At 66.4% G+C, this 22555-nt stretch carries 23 protein-coding genes; 10 read left to right on the top strand and 13 right to left on the bottom strand.

Going from position 1 to position 22555, the window contains the following annotated elements; genetic code table 11:
* The 4 genes from FG95_RS10955 to mdh all read right to left on the bottom strand — a co-directional run.
* Positions 1 to 440 (bottom strand): biotin/lipoyl-containing protein (locus tag FG95_RS10955; RefSeq protein WP_037555940.1); only part of this gene is annotated, 440 nt, incomplete at its 3' end.
* A 33-nt stretch (positions 441 to 473) separates the two neighbouring features.
* Positions 474 to 3296 (bottom strand): 2-oxoglutarate dehydrogenase E1 component, encoded by a 2823-nt coding sequence (locus FG95_RS10960; protein WP_037555894.1) that lies wholly within the window; start codon positions 3294 to 3296, stop codon positions 474 to 476.
* Positions 3297 to 3381: 85 nt separating this feature from the next.
* Positions 3382 to 4272: a succinate--CoA ligase subunit alpha gene (gene sucD / locus FG95_RS10965; RefSeq protein ID WP_037555896.1), complete on the bottom strand. Its 891-nt coding sequence runs from the start codon at positions 4270 to 4272 to the stop codon at positions 3382 to 3384.
* A 64-nt stretch (positions 4273 to 4336) separates the two neighbouring features.
* On the bottom strand, positions 4337 to 5299 hold the full coding sequence (mdh, locus tag FG95_RS10970) for a malate dehydrogenase (RefSeq protein ID WP_037555897.1): 963 nt from the start codon (positions 5297 to 5299) through the stop codon (positions 4337 to 4339).
* Between the two features lie 334 nt (positions 5300 to 5633).
* Between mdh and FG95_RS10975 the strand changes: the two genes are divergently transcribed.
* The gene (locus tag FG95_RS10975) at positions 5634 to 6680 is read left to right on the top strand and encodes a polysaccharide deacetylase family protein (protein ID WP_081933108.1); all 1047 of its coding nucleotides are present in this window, start codon (positions 5634 to 5636) and stop codon (positions 6678 to 6680) included.
* Here FG95_RS10975 and zapE read toward each other — a convergent pair.
* Genes zapE through FG95_RS10995 form a run of 4 tightly spaced genes read right to left on the bottom strand, consistent with a single transcriptional unit; the run spans position 6633 to position 10016 of the window.
* Positions 6633 to 7772: a cell division protein ZapE gene (zapE, locus tag FG95_RS10980; protein WP_037555898.1), complete on the bottom strand. Its 1140-nt coding sequence runs from the start codon at positions 7770 to 7772 to the stop codon at positions 6633 to 6635. The two genes, FG95_RS10975 and zapE, sit on opposite strands and share 48 nt — an antisense overlap.
* Positions 7769 to 8260, bottom strand: a complete 492-nt coding sequence (locus FG95_RS10985; protein WP_200880189.1) for a PaaI family thioesterase — start codon at positions 8258 to 8260, stop codon at positions 7769 to 7771. The genes zapE and FG95_RS10985 overlap by 4 nt, the downstream gene beginning before the upstream one ends.
* Positions 8257 to 9234, bottom strand: coding sequence for an MBL fold metallo-hydrolase (locus FG95_RS10990; protein WP_037555900.1), 978 nt, complete (start codon positions 9232 to 9234; stop codon positions 8257 to 8259). Before FG95_RS10990 ends, FG95_RS10985 begins: the two co-directional genes overlap by 4 nt.
* Positions 9234 to 10016 carry a succinate dehydrogenase iron-sulfur subunit gene (locus tag FG95_RS10995; RefSeq protein WP_037555901.1) on the bottom strand — a complete coding sequence of 261 codons (783 nt, stop codon included), beginning with the start codon at positions 10014 to 10016 and terminating at the stop codon, positions 9234 to 9236. The genes FG95_RS10990 and FG95_RS10995 overlap by 1 nt, the downstream gene beginning before the upstream one ends.
* Before the next feature lie 114 nt (positions 10017 to 10130).
* On the opposite strand from FG95_RS10995, the gene FG95_RS11000 reads away from it, so the two are divergent.
* Genes FG95_RS11000 through FG95_RS11020 form a run of 5 tightly spaced genes read left to right on the top strand, consistent with a single transcriptional unit; the run spans position 10131 to position 15043 of the window.
* Positions 10131 to 11678, top strand: coding sequence for a lipopolysaccharide biosynthesis protein (locus FG95_RS11000; protein ID WP_052182295.1), 1548 nt, complete (start codon positions 10131 to 10133; stop codon positions 11676 to 11678).
* Positions 11675 to 12385 (top strand): HAD-IB family phosphatase, encoded by a 711-nt coding sequence (locus FG95_RS11005; RefSeq protein WP_037555902.1) that lies wholly within the window; start codon positions 11675 to 11677, stop codon positions 12383 to 12385. The genes FG95_RS11000 and FG95_RS11005 overlap by 4 nt, the downstream gene beginning before the upstream one ends.
* On the top strand, positions 12385 to 13524 hold the full coding sequence (locus FG95_RS11010) for a hypothetical protein (RefSeq protein ID WP_037555903.1): 1140 nt from the start codon (positions 12385 to 12387) through the stop codon (positions 13522 to 13524). The genes FG95_RS11005 and FG95_RS11010 overlap by 1 nt, the downstream gene beginning before the upstream one ends.
* The gene (locus FG95_RS11015; RefSeq protein ID WP_052182296.1) at positions 13521 to 14618 is read left to right on the top strand and encodes a CDP-alcohol phosphatidyltransferase family protein; all 1098 of its coding nucleotides are present in this window, start codon (positions 13521 to 13523) and stop codon (positions 14616 to 14618) included. The genes FG95_RS11010 and FG95_RS11015 overlap by 4 nt, the downstream gene beginning before the upstream one ends.
* Positions 14615 to 15043: an HIT family protein gene (locus FG95_RS11020; protein ID WP_037555904.1), complete on the top strand. Its 429-nt coding sequence runs from the start codon at positions 14615 to 14617 to the stop codon at positions 15041 to 15043. Before FG95_RS11015 ends, FG95_RS11020 begins: the two co-directional genes overlap by 4 nt.
* Here the strand turns inward: FG95_RS11020 and FG95_RS11025 are convergent.
* Genes FG95_RS11025 through FG95_RS11035 form a run of 3 tightly spaced genes read right to left on the bottom strand, consistent with a single transcriptional unit; the run spans position 15031 to position 17509 of the window.
* Positions 15031 to 15795 (bottom strand): phosphocholine cytidylyltransferase family protein, encoded by a 765-nt coding sequence (locus FG95_RS11025; protein WP_037555905.1) that lies wholly within the window; start codon positions 15793 to 15795, stop codon positions 15031 to 15033. The genes FG95_RS11020 and FG95_RS11025 overlap by 13 nt on opposite strands.
* Positions 15792 to 16586 (bottom strand): nucleotidyltransferase family protein, encoded by a 795-nt coding sequence (locus FG95_RS11030; protein ID WP_037555906.1) that lies wholly within the window; start codon positions 16584 to 16586, stop codon positions 15792 to 15794. The genes FG95_RS11025 and FG95_RS11030 overlap by 4 nt, the downstream gene beginning before the upstream one ends.
* The gene (locus FG95_RS11035; RefSeq protein WP_037555908.1) at positions 16583 to 17509 is read right to left on the bottom strand and encodes an alpha/beta hydrolase; all 927 of its coding nucleotides are present in this window, start codon (positions 17507 to 17509) and stop codon (positions 16583 to 16585) included. The genes FG95_RS11030 and FG95_RS11035 overlap by 4 nt, the downstream gene beginning before the upstream one ends.
* 120 nt (positions 17510 to 17629) lie before the next feature.
* Here FG95_RS11035 and FG95_RS11040 point away from each other — a divergent pair, with 120 nt between their 5' ends.
* The 4 genes from FG95_RS11040 to FG95_RS11055 all read left to right on the top strand — a co-directional run bounded on the left by FG95_RS11040 (position 17630) and on the right by FG95_RS11055 (position 21504).
* Positions 17630 to 18463, top strand: a complete 834-nt coding sequence (locus FG95_RS11040; protein ID WP_037555910.1) for a diacylglycerol/lipid kinase family protein — start codon at positions 17630 to 17632, stop codon at positions 18461 to 18463.
* Positions 18460 to 19308, top strand: coding sequence for a metallophosphoesterase family protein (locus tag FG95_RS11045; protein ID WP_037555911.1), 849 nt, complete (start codon positions 18460 to 18462; stop codon positions 19306 to 19308). Before FG95_RS11040 ends, FG95_RS11045 begins: the two co-directional genes overlap by 4 nt.
* Positions 19309 to 19372: 64 nt before the next feature.
* Positions 19373 to 20464, top strand: coding sequence for a hypothetical protein (locus FG95_RS11050; RefSeq protein WP_235211537.1), 1092 nt, complete (start codon positions 19373 to 19375; stop codon positions 20462 to 20464).
* Entirely contained in the window at positions 20461 to 21504 is a 1044-nt protein-coding gene (locus FG95_RS11055; RefSeq protein WP_037555912.1) for a phosphotransferase family protein, read from the top strand. The genes FG95_RS11050 and FG95_RS11055 overlap by 4 nt, the downstream gene beginning before the upstream one ends.
* A 61-nt stretch (positions 21505 to 21565) precedes the next feature.
* Here FG95_RS11055 and rpsI read toward each other — a convergent pair whose 3' ends face one another.
* Together rpsI and rplM are read right to left on the bottom strand one after the other, a co-directional pair.
* Positions 21566 to 22063 carry a 30S ribosomal protein S9 gene (rpsI, locus tag FG95_RS11060; RefSeq protein WP_037555913.1) on the bottom strand — a complete coding sequence of 166 codons (498 nt, stop codon included), beginning with the start codon at positions 22061 to 22063 and terminating at the stop codon, positions 21566 to 21568.
* Positions 22063 to 22542, bottom strand: coding sequence for a 50S ribosomal protein L13 (gene rplM, locus FG95_RS11065; protein ID WP_037555914.1), 480 nt, complete (start codon positions 22540 to 22542; stop codon positions 22063 to 22065). The genes rpsI and rplM overlap by 1 nt, the downstream gene beginning before the upstream one ends.
* Positions 22543 to 22555 lie beyond the last annotated feature (13 nt).

Below are 22555 nucleotides of genomic sequence, written 5' to 3' on the forward strand. Positions count from 1 at the left end.
CACCGACGAGCCCGTGCAGTGGCTCTGGGGCGGGCGGCCGCCGGGGCAACGCGGGGGGCGGGGGCGGGGGGGCGCGGGGGGGGTGCCGTGTCGACCGCTTCGCCGGCCGGAGCTGCGGTCGCGGGGGGCGCCGGGGGGGGGGCCGCGGCCCCCGCGGCGGGGGCGGGGGGGGCCGCGGGGGGCGCGGGGGCCGGGGCAGCCCCGCCCGCCTCAATCGTCGCAATCGCGGCGCCGACGTTCACCGTGTCGCCGACCGCGACGAGTTGCTGGCCCATCACGCCCGCGACCGGCGACGGCACTTCGACCGCGACCTTGTCGGTTTCGAGGCTCGCGATCGGCTCGTCGAGCGCGACCGCCTCGCCGGGCTTCTTCAGCCATTCGCCGATCGTCGCTTCGGTGACGCTTTCGCCCAGCGTGGGGACTTTGACTTCGGTGCTCATAGGTGCAGTTCCTTGGGGACTTGGGCTTTGGGCTCAGGCTTTTTTCTTGGTGCGGCGGATTTCGGCGCGAACCGAAAGGCCGAGCGCGTCGGCGACGAGCGCGGACTGTTCGGTCTGGTGACGGCTCATCAGGCCGGTCGCGGGCGAAGCCGCGGCGGCGCGGCCGGCGTAACGCGGGCGCATGCCCTTGTGGCCCGCCTCGATGAGCGATTCCTCGATCAGTTCGCCCACGAAGAACCACGCGCCGTTGTTGCGCGGCTCTTCCTGCGCCCAGACGACCTCTTCGAGCTTCGGCATCCGCTTCAGGCGAACCGCCAGCGCCTCGCCCGGGAAGGGATAGAGCTGCTCGATGCGAATCACCGTCGTATCGGTCAGGCCCGCGGCGTCGCGCGCTTCCATCAGGTCGTAACCGACCTTGCCCGAACACAGGACGACACGTTTGATGTCGGCATCGGCGGGCGGCGTGCGATCCGACATGATGCGGCGGAAATGCGCGTCGCCGATGAAGTCCGACCGCTGCGACACCGCCAGCTTGTGACGGAGCAGCGACTTGGGCGTCATGATGATCAGCGGCTTGCGGAACGAGCGCAGCATCTGGCGGCGCAGGACGTGGAAATAGTTCGACGGGGTCGAAATATTACACACCTGGATATTGTCGCCCGCGCAAAGCTGGAGGAAGCGTTCGAGGCGCGCCGAGCTATGCTCGGGGCCCTGCCCCTCATAACCGTGCGGCAACAGCATCACGAGGCCGTTGGCGCGCAGCCACTTGGCCTCGCCCGCGGCGATGAACTGATCGATCATGATCTGCGCGCCGTTGGCGAAATCGCCGAACTGCGCTTCCCAGAGCACGAGGCTCTTCGGATCGGCCATCGCATAGCCATATTCGAAGCCGAGCACGCCATATTCGGAGAGCGGGCTGTCGAGCACCTCGAACCGGCCGTGCGGCACGGTCGTCAGCGGGACATATTTCCGCTCGCTCCTCTGATCGACCCAGACCGCGTGACGCTGGCTGAAGGTGCCGCGACCCGAATCCTGACCCGACAGGCGGACCTGATAGCCTTCGCTCAGCAACGTGCCGAAGGCGAGGCTTTCGGCGGTCGCCCAGTCGAACACTTCGCCGTCCTTCTTGTCGGCGAACATCGCACCGCGCGCGTCGATCACGCGGCGCAGCGTCTTGTGAACCTCGACGTCGGCGGGGATCGTCGTCAGCGTGCGGCCGATCGAATCGAACAGCTTTTCCGACACCCCCGTCGCGATGTTGCGGCGCGCATGTTCGGAATCGGTCGGCGCATAGAGGCCCGACCAGCGGCCGGCGAACCAGTCGGCCTTGTTCGGTTTATAGGTCTTCGCCGCCTCGAAATCGCCTTCGAGCCGCGCAGTGAATTCGGCGCGGCGCGCGTCGGCCCAACCCGCGTCGATCACGCCTTCGTCCTGCAGCTTCGCCGCGCAAAGCTGCGACACCGGCGGATGCTTGCGGATGCGCTCGTACATCAGGGGCTGGGTGAACGACGGCTCGTCGCCCTCGTTATGGCCGAAGCGGCGATAGCACCACATGTCGATCACGACGTCGCGCTTGAACTGCTGGCGGAAATCGATCGCGAGCTTGCACGCGAAGGTCACGGCTTCGGGATCGTCGCCGTTGACGTGCAGGATCGGCGCCTGAACGCCCTTGGCGACGTCCGACGGATAGGGCGACGAGCGCGCGAACTGCGGGCTGGTCGTGAAACCGATCTGGTTGTTGACGATGAAATGGATGCAGCCGCCCGTATTGTAACCGCGGATGCCCGAGAAGCCGAGGCATTCCCAGACGATCCCCTGCCCCGCAAAGGCCGCGTCGCCGTGGATCAGCACCGGCAGCACCTGCGTATGTTCGGCGAGATCGTCGCGTACCACCTGCTGCGCGCGCACCTTGCCGAGAACGACCGGGTCGACCGCCTCGAGGTGCGAGGGGTTGGGGACGAGCGACATATGCACCGAAACCCCGTCGAACTCGCGGTCGGTCGAGGTGCCGAGGTGATATTTGACGTCGCCCGAACCGCCGATGTCGTCGGGGTTGGCGCTGCCGCCGGCGAATTCGTGGAAGATCACCTGATAGGGTTTGGCCATGACGTTCGCGAGCATGTTGAGCCGCCCGCGGTGCGCCATACCATAGACGATTTCCTTCACGCCATATTGGCCGCCATATTTGATGATCGATTCCATCGCGGGGATCATCGATTCGCCGCCGTCGAGGCCGAAGCGCTTGGTGCCGACATATTTGCGCGCGAGGAACTTTTCCCACTCCTCGGCTTCGATCACCTTGTTGAGAATCGCGCGCTTGCCTTCCTGGGTGAATTCGACGCTTTTGTCGGCACCCTCCATCCGGTCCTGCAGGAAGCGCCGCTCCTCGACGTCGGAGATGTGCATATATTCGAGGCCGACATGGCCGCAATAATTGGCGCGCAGGATTGCAACGATCTCGCGGATCGTCGCCTTTTCGAGCCCCAACGTTCCGCCGATATACACCGGCCGGTCCTGATCGGCGCCGACGAAGCCGTGATATTCGGGCGTCAGATCCGCCGGCAGCTCACGCTGGCTGAGCCCCAGCGGATCGAGCGTGGCGGCGAGGTGGCCGCGCACGCGATAGGTGCGGATCAGCATCATCGCGCGGATCGAATCGTCGGCGGCGCGCTCGACCTCAGCGGCGGGCAGCGAGGCGCCCGCTTTGGCAGCGGCGGCCTTCACCGCGACCTGCATCTGCTGCGGGTCGAGCGCGGCGGTCAGGTCGTCGCTGTCGATCCGGGGCCAGTTCTTCGGCGCCCAGCTCGGGCCGGCCTGCGGCTCGTCGATGTCGAAGCTTTGTCGTTCGAGGTTCATCTGCTTTTCCACGGGGAGGAAGGGGTGGGTATTCTCATATGGGGAGCGGAGGCCCGCCGGCAAAGGCGCCGGCGGGCCGCTAGGCTCAGACGCGTTCCTTGAGCACTTCGGCAAGCGTCGTGCCGAGTTCCGACGGGCTGGCCGACACCTTGATGCCGGCGGCTTCCATCGCCGCGATCTTGCTTTCGGCGTCGCCCTTGCCGCCCGACACGATCGCGCCGGCGTGGCCCATGCGGCGGCCCGGGGGCGCGGTGCGGCCCGCGATGAAGCCGGCCATCGGCTTCTTCCGGCCGCGCTTCGCTTCGTCGATCAGGAACTGCGCCGCCTGCTCCTCGGCGTCGCCGCCGATTTCGCCGATCATGATAATCGACTTGGTCGCCTCGTCGGCGAGGAAGAGTTCGAGCACGTCGATGAAGTTGGTGCCGTTGACCGGGTCGCCGCCGATGCCGACCGCGGTCGTCTGACCCAGGCCGACGTTCGTGGTCTGGAACACCGCTTCATAGGTCAAAGTGCCCGAGCGCGAGACGACGCCGACGCTGCCCTTTTTGAAGATGTTGCCGGGCATGATGCCAATCTTGCATTCGTCGGGGGTCAGGACGCCGGGGCAGTTCGGGCCGATCAGGCGCGACTTCGAACCCGAGAGCGCGCGCTTCACCTTGACCATGTCGAGCACCGGAATGCCTTCGGTGATCGCGACGATCAGCTCGATCTCGGCATCGATCGCCTCGAGGATCGAGTCGGCCGCGAACGGCGGCGGCACATAGATGACCGACGCAGTCGCGCCGGTCGCATGCTTCGCTTCTTCGACGGTGTTGAAAATCGGCAGGCCGATGTGCGTCGTGCCGCCCTTGCCCGGCGTCACGCCGCCGACCATCTGCGTGCCATAGGCGAGCGCCTGTTCGGTGTGGAAAGTGCCGGTGGCACCGGTCATCCCTTGCGTGATGACCTTGGTATTCTTGTCGATAAGGATGGACATATTCTAATTCTCCCGGGGAGAGCCGGCCCGCCCGGCGCGGAACGCCGGACGCGACCAAAAAGGGTCAGGCGAGGCTGGGATCCAGCGCCTTGCACGCGTCGAGCAGCTCCTTGACCGCGTCGACCGAGACCTGCAGGCCCGCCTTGTCGGCGTCGTCGAGTTCGATCTCGACGACCTTCTCGACGCCGTTCGCGCCGATCAGCACGGGCACGCCGACGTAGAGCCCGTCAAGGCCGTACTGGCCTTCGACATAGGCGGCGCACGGCAGGATGCGCTTCTGGTCGCCCAGATAGGCTTCGGCCATCGCGATGCCCGAGGCTGCGGGGGCGTAGAAAGCCGAACCGGTGCCGAGCAGCGCGACAATTTCGCCGCCGCCGCCGCGCGTGCGCTTGACGATCGCATCGATCTTGTCCTGCGACGACAGGCCCATCTTGACGAGGTCGGGAACGGGGATGCCGTTGACGGTCGAGTAACGCACAACGGGAACCATCGTGTCGCCGTGGCCGCCGAGCACGAAGGTGTTCACGTCCTTCACCGACACGTCGAATTCGTCGGCGATGAAGTGGCTGAAGCGCGCCGAGTCGAGCACGCCCGCCATGCCGACGACCTTATTGTGCGGCAGACCCGAGAATTCGCGCAGCGCCCAGACCATCGCGTCGAGCGGGTTGGTGATGCAGATGACGAAGGCGTCCGGAGCGTTGGCCTTGATGCCTTCGCCAACGGCCTTCATGACCTTCAAGTTGATCCCGAGCAGGTCGTCGCGGCTCATGCCCGGCTTGCGGGCGACACCGGCGGTGACGATGATGACGTCGGCGCCCGCGATATCCTTATAGTCGTTCGAGCCGGTGATCTTCGCGTCGAAGCCCGCGATCGGCCCGACCTGCGAGAGGTCGAGCGCCTTGCCCTGCGGCACGCCTTCGACCACGTCGAACAACACGACGTCGCCGAGTTCCTTTTGCGCGGCGAGCAGCGCCAGCGTTCCGCCGATATTCCCGGCTCCGATCAAAGCGATCTTCTTGCGTCCCATGGCGCGCGGCACTCCCTTCCTGGCAAGCCCGGCAATTGGTTCACAGACCGGCGGGAGCACGGGCTAAAGCTCCGCTCCGGTCCCAAGACTGGCGACGCCCCTACGCCGATTCCCTTAACGAAACAACCGCCAAAAGGACGAAAAACCGCCTTTCTTTGATAATAGTTCGCAATAACAATAGTGTTTTCAAAAATGGATTTCAGCGACAGGCTGGCGCGTGATATTGTGGGGACGCAACGGGTTCGCGGCAGAATGGAACAAAAATGCGTCGTCCGCATAGGGGATCGTCCCGGCACCGATTAACCCTGTCTTATCCCCGCTTTGTTACGCGCCTATGGTGACGCGCGCGATCATCAGCTTCGACACCGAATTGTCGGCCGGCCTCTATCAACGGGGCCATGACGCGCGCGCCAATTTCGAAAGCTCGATCCTCGGCCGCTGCCGCGACGGCGATTTCGGCATCCATTTCCAGATGGACATGCTGGAAAGATACGGCCTCAAGGGCGTGTTCTTCGTCGACCCGATGCCGGCGCTCGTCCACGGGCCGTCGATCGTCCGCGACATCGTCGACCCGATCGTCGCGCGCGGTCACGAAGTGCAACTCCATATCCACACCGAATGGCTCGCCTTCGCACGCTTCAGTCCGGTCGGGCGGCTGACCGGGCGCAACATCAGCGACTTCCCGCTTGGGGCGCAGAAAAAGCTGATCGGGCTGGCGGCGGACATGCTGATGCGCGGGGGCGCGCCCGATCCGGTCGCCTTCCGCGCGGGCAATTTCGGCGCCAACGACGATACGCTCCGCGCGCTCGCCGCGCTGGGTTTCGACTACGACAGCAGCTTCAACGGCGCTTATGCGGGCCAGGGCTGCGACATCGCGCTCGACCGCCGCAATATCGGGATGCGCCTGCACCATGGCGTCTGCGAAGTGCCGGTCAGTGGGCTGATGGACGGCGCCGACAGCTTTCGCCCGGCGCAATTGTGCGCGATGTCCGAAGAGGAGATGCGCGACGCGCTCGACCATGCGGCGGCGAGCGGAGCGATCCAGTTCTCGGCCTTCAGCCATAGCTTCGAACTCTTGAGCCGCGATCGCGCGGTGCCGAACCGGTTGGCGATCGCCCGCATGGAAGCGATGTGCCAGGCGGTGGCGGCCGACCGCCGCGTGACAAACGGGGGCTTTACCGACCTGCCCTTGCCACCGGCGCGACCGGGGCCAATCAGGCCGCCCGAACCGCGCCCGCTTCGGACGATGCGCCGCACCGCCGAACAGGCGGCGGGACATCTCGCGCACGAAATGCGTTACGTCCGCAGCCTCACCTATGTCGCCGCCAACACGTCACGCTGGGGGAAGATCGCCGGCGGCATCCTGTTGGCCATGGCCTAGCGCGAGGTAATCGTCCGATTGCATTTCGGCGAGGCGGCTCGCCGTGCGCTCGAACTCGAAAGCCCCGTCGCCGGCGACATACAGCTGATCGGGCATCGCCGCCGCGCTGGCGAGCAGCTTGACCTTATATTCGTAAAGCGCATCGATCAGCGTGACGAAGCGCGCCGCCTCGTTGCGGTTCTCGGGGCCCATGCGCGGGATGCCGACGATGATCACGGCGTGAAAATGGCGCGCGACGGCAAGATAGTCGGCCGCCCCCCGCGCCTCGCCGCAGAGCCGCTTGAACGAAAAGACGGCGACGCCCTTCAGCGCCTTGGGAACGTGCAGCGTTCGCCCGCCGCCGACATCGAGGTCGAGGCTCGGCACATGCGCGCGGTCCTCGGGCGGATAGTCGGTCAGGCGAAAGAAAGCGGCCGACAGCGCCGCGCTCGCGGCATCGCCCGCCGGAACGAACCAGCGCGCGCCGTCGCCGAGCCGGTCGCGGCGATAGTCGGTCGGGCCGTTCAGCCCCATGACGTCGAGCCGTTCCTCGACGAGCGCGATGAAGGGTAGGAAATGCTCGCGATTGAGCCCGTCCTTGTAGAGATCCTTCGGCGGCCGGTTCGACGTCGCCACCATCGTCACGCCATGATCGATCAGCGCGGTGAACAGGCGCGAGAGGATCATCGCGTCGGCGCTGTTGTTCACGACCATCTCGTCGAAGGCGAGGCAGCGGGTATTTTCGGCAAGCGCCTCGGCGACGATCGGAATCGGATCGCCGCTCTCGGTCTTCCTGACCTCGCGCATCCGCGCATGAACATCGAGCATGAAGGCGTGGAAATGGACGCGCCGCTTCCGCTGGATGGCGAGCTGGTCGTAGAAGAGATCCATCAGCATCGATTTGCCGCGCCCGACCGCGCCCCACAGATAGACGCCGCGCAGCGCATCGGGCTTGCGCCCCGCGAGGCGCCAGAGCAGGCTGCCGCGCTTCGGTACCGCTTCGAGTTCGGCCTGGAGTTGATTAAGCCGCGTCGCAGCCGCGCGCTGCTCGGGATCGGGGCGGAGCTCGCCCGCCGCGACAAGCGCGTCATAAGCCGCAAGGACGGTGGTCACTTGCGGCTCGCCTTGCGGATCGTTCCGGCGAAGCTCAGCACGATATGGCTGTCGCCCTCGCCCTGCACGACCAGCCCGCGCAGGAAGATCAGCCGGCCGGTTTCGCGCACCAACTCGACCACGGCATCGAGCGGCTCGCCGACGCGGCCCGCGCCGACGAACTGGGTCGACAGGTCGAGCGTCACCGAATGGCCGGCATCGAGCGATCCGAACTGGTGCGACGCGGCGAACAGCGCGATGTCGACGAGCGCGAGGCTGACCGCGCCGTGGACATTGTCGCCGAGGTTGCTGTGCTTGCGCTCGGGCAACATGCGAACCCGCGCGCGCGGGCGGCCGTCGTCGGTCGGGGGCTCGACCCGCACCGAAAGCGGCTCGATGAAGGCGTTGAACCGGCTCTGATCCTTGAGGTTCCAGCTGACCCAGCCGTCGGCCAATTGTTCGGCGCTGAAATTCTCGCGCCGTTTCGGCTCCTCGATCCCGTCGTTCATGCCCTGCAATATCCGTCCAGTTTTCCCGCGCGAACGCGTTCGCCATAATAATCGGCCATCGCCTTGGCGCGGATGCTGTCGCCGCCGATCCATTCGGCGGCGCCGGCAACCCATCCGGCCGAACAGGTCTCAAGCGCGCCCCGCCCGCGCGCGCAAGCGATAAAATCGCCAAAGGCGGCGCGCCAACGCGCAAAGGCGGGCATGTCCATGACCGGACCGTGGCCGGGTACGATCTGCCGGGCGCCCGACCGCGCGACGTCGCCAAGCGCCTCCAGCCAGCCTTCGGGACAGGCGGTATCGAGAAAGGGGGCGGGCAGCGCAACGAGGTCCCCGACGATCGCGCGTTCGGCATCGGCGTCGTATATCCATAGATCGCGTTCGGTCGCCGCACGGCGCGCGATCCGCAACGACAGCGGCCGGCCGGCGAAAACGGCATCGTGCGGCTCGTCGACGACGATGTCGGCGCGCAGTTTTCGCCCGCGCCCGATTGTCTTCAGATCGCCTTTCACGTCCGGAACCGCCGCGGCGGTAATCCGGCCCTCGGCGAGCGCCTTGCGCGACGCCGCCGCGCTGTCCGCGAGAAAGCCGGCGAGCGCGCCATCGATGGCGGAGGTTCCGTAGACGCGCACATCGCGCCGTCCCGCCTTGAGCGCCAGATTGCCGCTGACATGATCGAGATGCCAGTGCGTGTTGACGATCGCGGCGAGCGGTAGGCCAAGTTCGTCGAGAGCCTTTTCCACCGTTTCGGCGTGGCTCGCGTGACGGCCCGTATCGACGAGGATGGCACCCGCCGCTCCCTTCAGGATCACGCTGTTGCCGTCGGGCGAACGCTCCGGATCGAAGCGGCCGGGAACAAGCCAGGTCGTATCGCCAAGCGCGATCGCGCCGGGCAGTTCGGCAACGTTTCGCGGTTCGGTCGTCGATGCACAGGAAGCGAGCGCCAGCGCAGCGAATGCCGCGAGCGCGCCACGCATCAGACCTGCCGCTCGGCTTCCAGCTTCTTGATCTCGGCGATCGCGCGCGCCGGGCTCAGGCCTTTGGGGCAGGCGTTGGCGCAGTTCATGATCGTGTGGCAGCGATAAAGGCGGAAGGGATCCTCCAGCTCGTCGAGCCGTTCGCCGGTCAGCTCGTCGCGGCTGTCGGCGAGCCAGCGATAGGCCTGAAGCAGGATCGCCGGGCCGAGGAACTTGTCGCTGTTCCACCAATAGCTCGGGCAGCTCGTCGAACAGCAGGCGCAAAGGATGCACTCATACAGACCATCGAGCTTTTCGCGTTCCTCGGGCGACTGCAACCGCTCCTTGCCGCTCGGCGTCGTGGTCTTGGTCTTGAGCCAGGGCTCGATCGACGCATATTGCGCATAGAAATGGGTGAAGTCGGGGACGAGATCCTTGATCACGTCCATCGCCGGCAGCGGGGTGATCGTGATGTCGCCCTTCAGATCCTCGATCGCGGTCGTGCAGGCGAGGCCGTTCTTGCCGTTCATGTTCATCGAACAGCTGCCGCAGATGCCTTCGCGGCACGAGCGGCGGAAGGTCAGCGTCGAATCCTGCTCGCTCTTCATCTTGATCAGCGCGTCGAGCACCATCGGGCCGCATTTGTCGGTGTCGATCTCGAACGTGTCGAAATGCGGGTTCTGGCCCTTGTCGGGATCGTAGCGATAGACTTTGAATTTCTTGACGGCGGTCGCGCCCTCGGCCTTGTGGACCGTGCCCGTCTTTTGCGGGCGGCTGTTCTTGGGCAGGACAAATTGAGCCATATCGCGGTCTTCCCTATGCAATCGCGCGCTGCCTAGACCCGATTGGCAGAGTCGACAAGGGGGTGAACGCGCGAAAGCCGCTGGCAGGCGCGCGGGCAAGGCGCTAGGGCGGCGATGATGAGCGAAAGCGCCGCCCAGCCCGCCGTTACCAGCCGCAGCGTCGCGCGCGGGCTCGGCACGACCGTGCTGGCCCGGCTCGGCGCGGTGGTCGAAATCGTCGCGCAGCCACTCTACGTCCTGATGTTCGGGCTCGCAGGTTACGGCCTCTACGCCGTGCTGTGGGCGGCGGTGAACCTGCTCGAGAATATCTTCGATCTCGGTATGACCAGCGCGATGCAGCGCACCGTCCCGCAATCGGCGAGCGGCGCCGACGCCGCGGCGGCGCTGCGCACGGCGATGGTCTTCGGCGTCGGGCCGTGCATCCTCGTCGCGGCGCTCGTCGCCGTCTTCGCCGCCGACCTCGCGCCGTTGCTCAACGTCGCGGCGAAGGACCGGGAGCTTGTCACCCCCGCGATCCGCATTTTCGTCTGGGCGCTGCCGCTCTGGGCCTTTGTCGAGATCGCGACCTCGGCATTGCGCGCACGCATGCTATTCGGTGCCGAGATACGCCTGCGGATCGTGTGGGAACAGGTGATGCGGCTGGTGTTCGCGGGGCTGTTCTTCGCGGGCGGCCTCGGCCTCAAGGGGCTGTTCATTGCGCACCTCTGTTCGCTTGGCATCACCGCGGCGCTCAGCATCCGGCTGCTCGCGCGCCACTACAGCTTCGCCGACCTGTGGCGCGGGCCGTGGGCGGGAGAGACCGCGCGCAACACCTTTTTGGCGGGCCTCTCGATCCTGCCATCGAACATCATCGCACGGCTGTTCGGCGACGCCCCGGCGCTGATCCTCAACATGCTGCTTCCCGGTGCGGCGGGCGCCGCGGCCGCGGGCCTGTTCACGATCGCGCGCAAACTGTCGAGCGTCGTCCAGCTCGTCCGCATCGCCTTCACCTATGTGATGGCGCCGCTCGCCGCCAGCGCCGAGCGCGAGGACCGGCGCCAGGTCGCCGAGATCTATGCCTATGCGACGCGGCTGATCCTCGCGATCGCGCTGCCGCTCGCTGCCGTGCTCGCGGCGGGCAGCGCATCGCTGCTCGGTCTGTTCGGGCACGGCGCGCAGGCGGCGCAAGCGGCGCTGGTGGTCCTGCTCTTCGCCCGCGCCGCCGAAGCGGTGCTCGGCATTTCGGCACCGGTGCTGCAAGTCGTCGCCGCCTTTCGGCACCAGCTCACCGCCAGCATCTTCGGCGTCGCCGTCGCGATCGGCGCGGGCTGGCTGATCGTCGGCCATCTCGACCCGCTGACGGGGGTGACGCTCGCGACCGCCCTCGGCCTCGTCGTGATGGCGGCGATCCCGATGGTGCAGCTGGCAATCACCGAAAAGCTTCACCCCTTCGACGCCCAATTTCCGGCGGTGGCACTGCGCGGCCTTGCGATCACCCTCGCAGCCGGCACCGCCGCGGTGCTCGCCGACCTTTTGCCCGACGCGCTTTCGCTGCCGCTGCTCGGGCTGATCGCCGCTGCGTCGATATGGGCAGCGCTACGCTTCGCCCTGCCGCTCGCCGATCGCATGTCGCTGGGCAAGACCGGCCGCAAGCTCCGGCTGTTCGAACCGGAAGCCGCATGACCGGCACGCCATCCCTCCCCCGCGTCGCGATCTACGATCTCGACCGGACCGTGCTGCGCACGCCGACTTTCACGCTGTTCCTGCTGTGGGCGGCGTGGCGCGAGGCGCCTTGGCGCGTGCTGCTGCTGCCCGCGCTCGCCGCGCTGATGATCGGTCATGCGCTGCGCCTTTACGGGCGCGACCGGTTCAAGCCCGCCGCCATTCGCCTGATGCTGGGCAATAGCATCGCACCCGCGCGCGCCGAAACGCTCGCCGCCGCCTTCGCCGCGTGGCGCATTCCGCGCGACGTCCCGCCGGGCGCCGCCGCGTGCATCGCGCGCGACCGGGCCGAGGGCTATCGGCTGCTGATGGCCACAGCCGCCCCCGAATTCTACGCCGGTGCGATCGCCGAGGCACTCGGCTTCGACGCCATCGTCGCCTCGCGCCACCGGCGCGACGATGCGGGCCACTGGCTGCCCCTGCTGGACGGGTCCAATTGTTACGGCCAAGAAAAGGCGCGGCGCGTCAGTGAATGGCTTGCCGCGAACGCCCCGGGCGGCACGGCGCATATTCGCGCCTATTCGGACCATCTCAGCGACGCCCCGACCTTTGCGCTGGCCGGTGAGGCGTGGCTGATCGGGCGCGGCGACAAATATGTCCGGCTGGCCGCGAAGCATGGCTGGCGCGCCGCCGATTTCGAGGACGCCGCGGTGGCCGAGCCCCATTGATGCGCATCCTGTTCCTCTTCATCGGCGAGCCGCATCATGTGTTCCATGCGCTGCCCATCGCGGCGGAGATGGCGGCCGCGGGGCAAGCCATCGACGTCGCCGTCGCGAGCGCGGACCATCTGCGGATGGTCGAACAGGTCGCGCTTGCCTATCCGGGCTTCGCACCAAGCGTCACCCTGCTCGGCCAGAAGGGATTGGCCCGCTGGCTCCGCGACAAGGGGTTCTTCCGCAATCCGCGCCTGCCCATGCTGCTCGATGCCCTGCCCTTTCTGCGGCAGTTCGATGCGATCGTCGTGCCCGAGCGCACGACCACGTCGATCCGGCATTTCCTGCGGCGGGGGACGCGGCTGATCTTTACGCCGCACGGGGCGGGCGACCGGGCGATTACCTTCGATCTGCGCGACCGATATTTCGATTTTGCGCTCGTGGCCGGCGAAAAGAGCGAACGGCGGATGCTCGACGCCGGGACGATCCGGCCGGGTCGTTATGCGGTGAACGGCTATGTGAAGCTCGATCTGATGCCGGGGTTGCAGGCGGCGCGCGAGCCATTGTTCGCCAATGGCCGGCAGACGGTCCTTTACGCCCCCCATTTCAAGCGCGAGCTGTCGTCGTGGGAGCGCTTCGGCCGTGACATCATCGCCTGGTTCGCGGGTCAGGATCGCTACAATCTCGTCGTCGCGCCGCATGTGCGCCTGTTCGCCGAAGCGAGCGACGCCGAGCGCGCGGCGGTAACGAAGCTGGCGGTGCCGGGCGAGATCCTGATCGACCTCGCGTCCGACCGCCTGTTCGACATGAGCTATACGAGCGGCACCGACATCTACCTCGGCGATGTCAGCAGCCAGGTTTACGAGTTTCTCGCCACGCCGCGCCCGTGCGTCTTCCTCAACGCGCATGAGGTCGATTGGACCGGCGATCCCGATTATCTCTTCTGGACGCTCGGCGACGTCGTGGACGATCTCGCTGACTTGCCCGGCGCGCTCGAACGGGCGCCCGCGCGCCATCCGCTTTATGCCGATGCCCAGCGCGAAAGGCTGGCCGAATCGATCGGCGGCAATCCGGCGGGCGCGGCGCGGCGCGGCGCCGAAGCGATCCTCGGCTTTCTTGCAAAGAACGCCGGGCAGGATAAGAGCGGCGGATGACCGACGCCAACCCTCTGCCCGCGCTGACCCCGATCGGCGAAAATTCGACGCCGCTGTGGGGCATGACCAATGCCGAACGGCTGCGGCGGCTGGCGCGCGCGGAAGGCCTGCCCGAAACGTCGACGACGGCACGGCTTTACGTCAATCTCGACTATGTCTTCGATCCGGTGTGGCTCCGCCATATTCTGACGCTGCCCGGAACGGTGGTGATGGACGGCGGCGACCTCGTGATGGCGCATCTGACCGGCGGCATGACCCCGGCCGATATCGCGCAGCATCGCGGCGCACTGACCGTCATCGACTATCGGGACAATCCGCAAATCTACAACCGTCAGCTCCGCAAGCTCGACTGCCCCTTCATCCAGCGGCTGACGCCCGAAACGCGGCGCGCGATCGAACGGAAAAGCTATTTCGGCGCATACAAGGGCGTCACCGACGCGCTGACCAAATATCTGTGGCCCGAGCTCGCTTTATGGCTGACGCGCGGCGCCGCGAGCATCGGCATGACCCCGAATATGGTCACCGCGATCGGCGCGGCGCTCTGTGTCTATGCGACATATCTCTTCGCTTACGGCCATTATTGGGCGGGGATGCTCGCGGGCTTCATCTTCATGGTGCTCGACACCGTCGACGGAAAGCTCGCGCGCTGCACGATCACCTCGTCGAAATGGGGCAATGTCGCCGATCACGGCGTCGACCTGATCCATCCGCCCTTCTGGTGGTATTTCTGGGGCGTAGGCCTCGGCACCTGGGGCCTCGCGCTTTCGACGCAGACCTTCACCTGGGTGATGATCGCGGTCGTCGCGGGCTATGTCCTCCAGCGCGTGATCGAGGGGTTGTTCATCAAGGACTTCGGCATGGACATCCATGTCTGGCAAAGGTTCGACAGCCAGTTCCGCCTGATCACCGCGCGGCGTAACCCCAATTTCGCGATCCTCTTTTTCGCAACGCTGGCCGGGCGCCCCGACATCGGCCTGATCGCACTGGCCTGGTGGACGGTGATCTCGCTGGTCGTCCATGCGGTGCGGCTGGCGCAGGCCTATGCCGTCAAGCGCTCGGGCCGCCCGATCGTCAGCTGGATGGAAGCAGCATGAACGCAACGATCGAGAAATTCGGCCACCCCGCGACGCTGATCGCCGAATATGATCATTGGGTCGTGCTGCTCCGCCCCGCGCAGCCGACGCTTGGCGCATTGGTGCTGGCGGCAAAGTCCAACGCGACGGCGTTCGGCGACCTGCCTCCCGAAGCGCACGCCGAACTCAAGACCGCCACCGCCGCGATCGAGGCCGCGCTGAGCCACGCGGTCGGTTACGCGAAGATCAACTATCTGATGCTGATGATGGTCGACCCGCACGTCCATTTCCACGTCCTGCCGCGCTATGACGGCGAACGTTCGGGTGCGGGGCTGACGGTGGGGGACGCGGGCTGGCCCGGGCAACCCGACCTCGGACAAGCGATCAAGCTGGACGAAACGCAGATTGCCGCGCTCATCGGCTGGCTCAAACCCTATTTCGCGTAGCGGCCTTCTTCGGCCCATTTCGCGGTGAGCGCGTCGGCGGCTTCGACGTCCTGCGGGAAGTCGACTTCCTGCCATTCGAGACCCTCGATCGACACGGTGCCGACTCGATTGCCCTTCGCGATGATGTCGATCGCACGCAGATACCAGCGTTCGACCCCGTCGGGGGTGCGCATCATCTGGTCGACCTGATTGCGAAAGATCGAGGGGCCGTCGCCGACGAAGGCGAGCATCCCGATCGACTCCGCATTGGTGTCGGGGGGCAGCAGCCTTTTGCCGATGTGGTGCAGGCGCCCCTCGGCGTCGCGATTCACCTTCATGTCGTCGTCGTCATAGTCGGGTTTGACGTCGACGGTGACGTTGATCGGCTCGTTCGCGCCTTCGATGAGCTTCGCGACGATCTGGTCCGAGACGATGGTGTCGCCGTTGAGGATGATGAAGTCGCGGTCCATCTCCTCGCGCGCGATCCAGCAGGTGCCGAGATTGTCGGCGACCTGAAAGAAGGGGTTGAACAGGGTACGGATGCGCGCACCGGTGTCGCGATAGAGCTGGAGCGCATGGTCCTCGACGCGCTCGGTGCGGAAGCCCGTCACGACGACGATGTCCTTGATCCCGTTCGCGACGAGCGCCGCGACCTGCCAGCTGATGAGGCTGCGGCCGTTGAACTCTATCAGGCATTTGGGAATGTCGCGCGTCAGCGGCAGCAGGCGCGAACCTTGCCCGGCCGACAGGATGATGGCTTTGTCGATGCTCATAGGGGCCGCCCTATAGCGTCTTGCCGCCGCGCGGCAAATATCGCTTCGATCAGTTCGATGTCGGCCGGCTTGTCCGCGTCGATGCACGCCTCGGGTTCGGACATCGGCACGACCCGTGCTTTGAGCCCAAAACGCAGCCCGGCGCGCGCGATCCCCTGCTGGATCGTGAACAGGCGAAGCAGCGCGCCGAGCAGCAGCCAGGGGCCGAAAGCGGCGACGATCTTGAGTCCCTTCTTGCGGTCGCGCTCGATCCGCCCCCAAAAATCGAGCAAGGGCAGCACGCGGCGACCACGCAGGCGGAACATGTTCGCGCCCGACCACCAGCCGCCGCGGAATTTCAGCCAGGTGCGCTTCGACTGCGGATAGCGTGCGAGCAGCACCTCACGCTCGACCATCGCCACTGCAACATCGCTTTCCTCGGCATCACGGAGAAACTCGGCGATCATCGTTGGCGTGAGCAAAACATTGTCGGCGGTGGTGACGAGCAGCGGATCATCGCCTGGCGGCAATGCGGCGGCAAGCGAGCTGCTGATCCCCTGCCCCGAATCGGCGAAATGCAGGTCGGCGAAATCCGCAAGGTCCGGCTCGGCGGCCAGTTCGGCGCTATTCTGGGCCAAGATCGTGATCGGCCCGACGAACGGCGAGTTCCGGAGCGCGTCCACGACATGGACGAGCATCGGCCGGCCCGCGATCGACAGCAGCGCCTTGGTCGACACGCCGCTTCCCGAAAGCAACGGGTCGGGGCCGGGACGGCTGCCCGCGAGAACGATTGCGGGGATCGGCGCGCTCACTGCGCGGCCTCTGCCGCCGGCGCGATGCGGCGGCCCGTCACGCCGCGCAGGAAATCGGTGGCTTCGTCGAGCACCGGCCCGCGGCTCCTGAACGGCACGGCGAGCGCCATGACGATGCCGGTATGCCCCATCCCGGGATAGATGCGCAAAGTCGCCGAACCGCCAGCGCGTTCGATCGCAGCGGCAAGGTTCTGGCTGTTGCGCGGGCGCACTATATCATCCTCATCACCGGTCGCGAGCCACAAAGGCGGCGCGTCGCCGCGGGCGAAGTGAATCGGCTGCGTCTTCTCGATCGGCTTGACCTTTCCCATCGCCCTGTCACCGCGGCCGCCCTTTTCGAGCGGCAGGAAATCATAGGGCCCGGCAAGGCCCGCAACGCCGCGGATGATCGACGGGTCGCTCTTCGCGGCGCGCAGCCACGCCGGATCGAGCGCGAGCATCACGGCATTATAGGCCCCCGCCGAATGGCCCATCAGCGCGATCCGCTCGGGATCGCCGCCAAGCTTGGCGATATGTTCATGCGTCCACGCGACCGCCGCCGCGCTGTCCTCGATAAAGTCGGGCCAATGCGCCTTGGGCACCAGCCGGTAATCGGGGGTCACCACGACAAAGCCCTGCCGCGCCAATGCCCGCCCGGCGAAGCCATAGCTGCCGCGCTCGCCGCTGTCCCAGCCGCCGCCGTAGAAGAAAACGACCACGGGGAACCGGTCGCCCTCCTTGAGGCTTTCGGGAGCCCAGATGTCGAGCGACTGGCGGGGTCCGCTGCCATAGGGTTGGTCGGCGAGCAAAAGCCGCGCGCCGTCGCCCTGTCCGAGCAGCCGGTCCGCCATGTTGAGCGACTTCGCGCCGCCCGCGACGATCATCTTGGCGCCGCCGCCGAACAGCAGCACGAGCAGCAGGACCACGAAGAGAATCTTGATCAATCGCTGTCCTCTGGAAACCGGCGCGTCATCTTTGGCGCCCTACAGGGCAGCGGAGCGGCGAACAAGCCAGCGGCGCGATAGGCACGCGACCTTTTCCGCCCTCGCGCGTAGGAAAGTGCGATGACGACAGGAAACTTCACCCGCCCGGCTCTTGTCTGCAACAGCCAGAGCGGCAGTCATGATGACGCCGTCCTGGCCGAGATCGTCGAAAGCTGCCGCGCTGCGGGCGCACCGCTCGTCGCCGTCTTTGCGCTGCCCGACGACGAGATTCCCGATGCGGGCGAACTCGTCCGGCAAGGCATCGACCTGCTGCTCGTCTGGACCGGCGACGGGACGATCAACGCTGCGGCGACCGGGGCCGCAGGCTGGGATGGCGCTATCCTGCCGCTTCCCGGCGGGACGCTCAACCTTCTGTCGAAGAAACTGCACGGCGACCGGCCAGTGACCGAAATCCTGACGGACGCACTGCAGGGCAAGGCGCGGCGGCAACCGGTCCCCATGATCCGGTCCGATGACGGCGACGCCTTTATCACGATCGTCGCCGGCCCCGCGACGCAATGGGCCGAAGTGCGCGAAACGATGCGGCAGGACGGGTTGATCGAAGCAAGCCGGTCGGCGCCCGACGCGCTCGACGCGATGATCAACGCCCCGGGGGTTGCAGTGGCTGGACACGGCCGGACCTATCCGGCGATCATCCTTACCCCGACAGCGCAGGGCATCCGCGCCGACGGCATATTGACCGAGGGCACCGCCGACGTGCTGCGTCATGGCTTGGCCTGGCTCGGCGGCGATTTTCGCGACGGGCCGAGCGAGGCAATCATCAGCGGCGAAACGATCATCCTTGAAAGCGGTGTGCCGATCAGCCTCGAATATGACGGCGAGCTCGGCGAAACGCCCTCTCCCGCGCGCTTCGGGCTCGCCGCGAGCGCGGTGGACTTCGTCGCGACGGCATGACCCGGCTCTTCCATATCAGCGACCTGCATTTCGGGCTCGAAGACCAGGCCGCACTCGCCTGGTTCGCCGATTGCGTGCGGCACGAAGGCCCCGATGCGGTGTTGATCACCGGCGACCTCACGATGCGCGCGCGCAGCCGCGAATTCGCCGCGGCCTGCGACTGGATCGGCGCGCTCGACGTGCCGGTGACGGTCGAAGTCGGCAATCACGACCTGCCCTATTTCAACCCCGTCGAACGCTTCTTCTTCCCATATCGCCGCATTCGCGGGATCGAGCGGCTGGTCGAGCGTGAACTCGACCTTCCCGGTGTCGCCGTGGTGCCGTTGAAGACGACCGCGCGCGCCCAATGGCGGCTCGACTGGTCGAAGGGATGGGTGACCGACAAGGCGCTCGAAAAGACGCTCGCTGCCATCGAGACGCTGCCGCGCGGCACGACGGTGCTGGTCACCGCCCATCACCCGCTGGTCGAGGCCGGCACGAAGGGCCGCGCACTGACCCGCGGCGGCGAGCGCGCGCTCGCGGCCCTGGCGAAGCGCGGCGTGGCGGCTGTGCTGACCGGGCATGTTCACGATGCCTTCGACCTGAAAAAGACGACCGCTGCGGGTCCGATCCGCATGATCGGAGCGGGCACGCTGTCGCGGCGGATCCGATCGACCCCTCCTAGTTTCAACGACCTGACCGTCGAAGGCGCTTCAATCGACGTCCGCGTGCGCAATCTCGAGCATGTCCCGACCTGTGACATGCAGATCGGCGACGTGCCGCCCGACGCGCTGCCGCCGCGCGAACCCGGCGAACCGGTAGCCCCCGTCGCGGCGGTGCCGCCGGTCGATCCGCCAGTGCATTGACGCGACGCCCCATTGACGCACCCCGGCGGCCCGTTAAGTTGCAAGAAAAAACGGGATGAGGATCATGCTGACAAAAGGCGACGATTATCCGTTGCATCAGACCAGCGAGCCGATTGCGTTCGCAGGGACCGACCGCAATTTTTACGACCGCTATTTCTTCAACGGCTATTCGCCCGACGGATCGATCTTCTTTGCTGCTGCAATGGGGTTTTATCCGCAGCTCGGTATCGTCGACGCGAGTTTCTGCGTCATCGCCGACGGGGTTCAGCATAATCTTCGCGCCAGCCGGCGATCGGGCGGCGAGCGGCTCGAACTGTCGGTGGGGCCGATCGCGCTCAACATCGACGTGCCGCTCGAAATCGTCACGCTGCGGATCGCGCCTGGTGACTGGCCGCTCGCGGGCGAACTACGCTTCACCGGCCGCCATTTCCCGATCGAGGAACCGCGCTTCATCCGCCGCAACGGCACGCGGCTGTTCATGGATTATACGCGCATGACGCAGAACGGCCAGTGGTCGGGCTGGCTGTCGGTGAACGGGCAGCGCATCGATGCCGGCCCAGACTGGACCGGCACGCGCGATCGCAGCTGGGGCATCCGCCCCGTCGGCGCGAGCGAACCGCAGCCGCCGCCCGAAGGCAATTTCAGTCAATTTTTCTGGTTGTGGACGCCGTGCAATTTCGAAAACAGCTCGCTTTTCTTCCACAGCAACGACGACGGTGCGGGCAATCCGTGGAACCGCCGTGCCGTGATCGTCAGCGATGGCGGGACCGAGCGGCATTTCGACGCCGCGACCTTCAGCGCCGACTGGCAGCCGGGGTCGCGGCGGATCGCGCGGATGACCGCCGACCTGGGGTATGGGCAGTCGCTGACGCTAACCCCCATCGGACCCGTCTTCGCGATGAGCGGGCTCGGCTACACGCACCCCGTCTGGGGCCACGGCCTCGACCATGGCGCCGAACTCGCCGTCGCGCACGACAGTCTTTCGGAAGCCGATCGCGGCTGGGGCAATCCGCTTGCAATGCACATTCAGGCGCTCGTCACCGCCGAGCTTGTCGATGGCGGCAACAATCATCGCGGCGCCGGCGTGCTCGAACAATTGTTCGTCGGCCCGCACGAACCCACCGGTCTCTCCGGCGTGATGGACCCGGTGCGGTGAGCTTCCCTACCTGCCCCGAGGCGATGTCGCCCGCGTGGCTGGCCGGGACATTGGGACAGGACCCCGACACACTGCGCGGCTTCACCGTCGCCAAGGTCGGCACCGGTCAGATGTGCGACAGCTTTCGCCTGACGCTCGACTGGACGGGCGATGTCGGCACGCCGTCAACGGTCGTGGCCAAATGCCCGAGCCATGACGAGGCGAGCCGCCATATCGCAAAGCTGACCGGCACTTACGTCAAGGAAGTCAACTGGTACCGCGAACTGGCAGCGGAGAGCGGTGTCGCCGCACCCTTTTGCCATCATGCCGAGATCGCGGATAACGATGTCGATTTCGTCCTGATCCTGTCGGACCTCGCACCCGCGCGACAGGGCGACCAGCTTGCGGGACTGGGGCTGGATGGGCTCGTCCCGTGCATCGACGCCGCGGCCGGGCTCCACGCCCTGCTGTGGAACGACCCGCGACTCGACACGCTTCCCTGGCTGGCGCGCGACAATGGTGAAGTGATCCGAGCGCTGTTTCCCCAGCTCTATGCCGGCTTTCGCGAACGCTATGCAGAGCGACTCGACCCGGAGGTGCTCGACCTTGGCGCCGGGATCGTCGAGCGGCTCGACGCCTATCTCGGGCGGCAGACCGCGGCGCGCACGATCGTCCATGGCGACCTGCGCATCGACAACATCCTCTTTGCGCCCGATGGCGAAAGTTGCTGGCTTGTGGACTGGCAGACGCTCGGGCGCGGCAGCGGTGCGGCTGATCTTGCCTATCTCATCGGAACAAGCATCGCCGACCCGCTCGATCGCGCAGCGGCCGACCGGCCGGGTTTCGACCGCTGGATAGCAGCACTCCAACAGCGCGGCATTGCGCCCGACGCGGTCGCGCTGTGGGACGATTACCGCGCTGGTGCGCTCAGCGGCTATTTCATGGCGGTTTTCGCGTCGATGAGCGTCGAACGCACGGCGCGCGGCGACGAGATGTTCGCCGTGATGGCCGAGCGCCCCGCGCGGCAGGCGCTGATGCTGGGAAGTCTCGATCTGCTCTGACGAAAAAGGGCGGCCCGTTGCCGGACCGCCCTTTCCTTCTCCACCCGTCGGCGGAAAAAACTTAGCGCTTCGAGAACTGGAAGCTGCGGCGGGCCTTCGCCTTACCGTACTTCTTGCGCTCGACGGCGCGGCTGTCGCGGGTCAGGAAGCCGGCCGCCTTCACCGGGCTGCGCAGCGCCGGTTCGAAGCGGGTCAGCGCCTGCGCGATGCCGTGAAGAACGGCGCCAGCCTGGCCCGACAAACCGCCGCCCTTGACGGTCGCGACAACGTCATACTGGCCAACGCGCTCGGTCAGGCCGAAGGGCTGGTTGATGACGAGGCGCAGCGTCGGACGTGCAAAATAGACTTCCTGGTCGCGGCCGTTGATCGTGATCTTGCCCGTGCCGGGCTTGACCCACACGCGGGCGACTGCGTCCTTGCGGCGGCCGGTCGCATAGGCGCGGCCCTGCTTGTCGACGATCTTTTCGCGGAGCGGCGCGGTCGGCGTTGCCGGAGCGACGGTGCCTTCGACGGCGCCGCCGAGGTCCTTGAGATCGGTCATGGTCTGTTCCTCAGCCATTATGCACCCACCTTGTTCTTGCGGTTCATCGACGCGACGTCGATCACTTCGGGATTCTGCCCTTCGTGCGGATGTTCGGTACCGGCGAAGATGCGCAGGTTGCGCATCTGCTGGCGACCGAGCGGACCGCGCGGGATCATGCGTTCGACGGCCTTTTCGAGCACGCGCTCGGGGAAACGGCCTTCGAGGATCTTCGCCGGGCTCGTTTCCTTGATGCCGCCGGCATAGCCGGTGTGCTTGTAGTAACGCTTGTCCTGCAGCTTCTTGCCGGTGAACGCCACCTTCTCGGCATTGATGACGATGACATTGTCACCGCAATCGACGTGCGGGGTAAACGACGGCTTGTGCTTGCCGCGCAGGATGTTGGCGATGATCGTCGCGACGCGGCCCACAACAAGGCCCTCGGCGTCGATCAGCACCCATTTCTTTTCGACCGTCGCGGCGTTCGCCGACTGGGTCGTCTTGGTCAGCGCCTTCATGGCACGCTCCTTG

This window comes from Sphingopyxis sp. LC363 (assembly GCF_000756385.1).
Taxonomy (GTDB): Bacteria; Pseudomonadota; Alphaproteobacteria; order Sphingomonadales; family Sphingomonadaceae; genus Sphingopyxis.

Coding starts and splice junctions, on each gene's coding strand:
- FG95_RS10960 (WP_037555894.1), bottom strand. CDS start 3,296: ATGAACCTCGAACGACAAAGCTTCGACATCGACGAGCCGCAGGCCGGC.
- sucD (WP_037555896.1), bottom strand. CDS start 4,272: ATGTCCATCCTTATCGACAAGAATACCAAGGTCATCACGCAAGGGATG.
- mdh (WP_037555897.1), bottom strand. CDS start 5,299: ATGGGACGCAAGAAGATCGCTTTGATCGGAGCCGGGAATATCGGCGGA.
- FG95_RS10975 (WP_081933108.1), top strand. CDS start 5,634: ATGGTGACGCGCGCGATCATCAGCTTCGACACCGAATTGTCGGCCGGC.
- FG95_RS10985 (WP_200880189.1), bottom strand. CDS start 8,260: ATGAACGACGGGATCGAGGAGCCGAAACGGCGCGAGAATTTCAGCGCC.
- FG95_RS10990 (WP_037555900.1), bottom strand. CDS start 9,234: ATGCGTGGCGCGCTCGCGGCATTCGCTGCGCTGGCGCTCGCTTCCTGT.
- FG95_RS10995 (WP_037555901.1), bottom strand. CDS start 10,016: ATGGCTCAATTTGTCCTGCCCAAGAACAGCCGCCCGCAAAAGACGGGC.
- FG95_RS11000 (WP_052182295.1), top strand. CDS start 10,131: ATGATGAGCGAAAGCGCCGCCCAGCCCGCCGTTACCAGCCGCAGCGTC.
- FG95_RS11005 (WP_037555902.1), top strand. CDS start 11,675: ATGACCGGCACGCCATCCCTCCCCCGCGTCGCGATCTACGATCTCGAC.
- FG95_RS11010 (WP_037555903.1), top strand. CDS start 12,385: ATGCGCATCCTGTTCCTCTTCATCGGCGAGCCGCATCATGTGTTCCAT.
- FG95_RS11015 (WP_052182296.1), top strand. CDS start 13,521: ATGACCGACGCCAACCCTCTGCCCGCGCTGACCCCGATCGGCGAAAAT.
- FG95_RS11020 (WP_037555904.1), top strand. CDS start 14,615: ATGAACGCAACGATCGAGAAATTCGGCCACCCCGCGACGCTGATCGCC.
- FG95_RS11025 (WP_037555905.1), bottom strand. CDS start 15,795: ATGAGCATCGACAAAGCCATCATCCTGTCGGCCGGGCAAGGTTCGCGC.
- FG95_RS11040 (WP_037555910.1), top strand. CDS start 17,630: ATGACGACAGGAAACTTCACCCGCCCGGCTCTTGTCTGCAACAGCCAG.
- FG95_RS11045 (WP_037555911.1), top strand. CDS start 18,460: ATGACCCGGCTCTTCCATATCAGCGACCTGCATTTCGGGCTCGAAGAC.
- FG95_RS11050 (WP_235211537.1), top strand. CDS start 19,373: ATGCTGACAAAAGGCGACGATTATCCGTTGCATCAGACCAGCGAGCCG.
- rpsI (WP_037555913.1), bottom strand. CDS start 22,063: ATGGCTGAGGAACAGACCATGACCGATCTCAAGGACCTCGGCGGCGCC.
- rplM (WP_037555914.1), bottom strand. CDS start 22,542: ATGAAGGCGCTGACCAAGACGACCCAGTCGGCGAACGCCGCGACGGTC.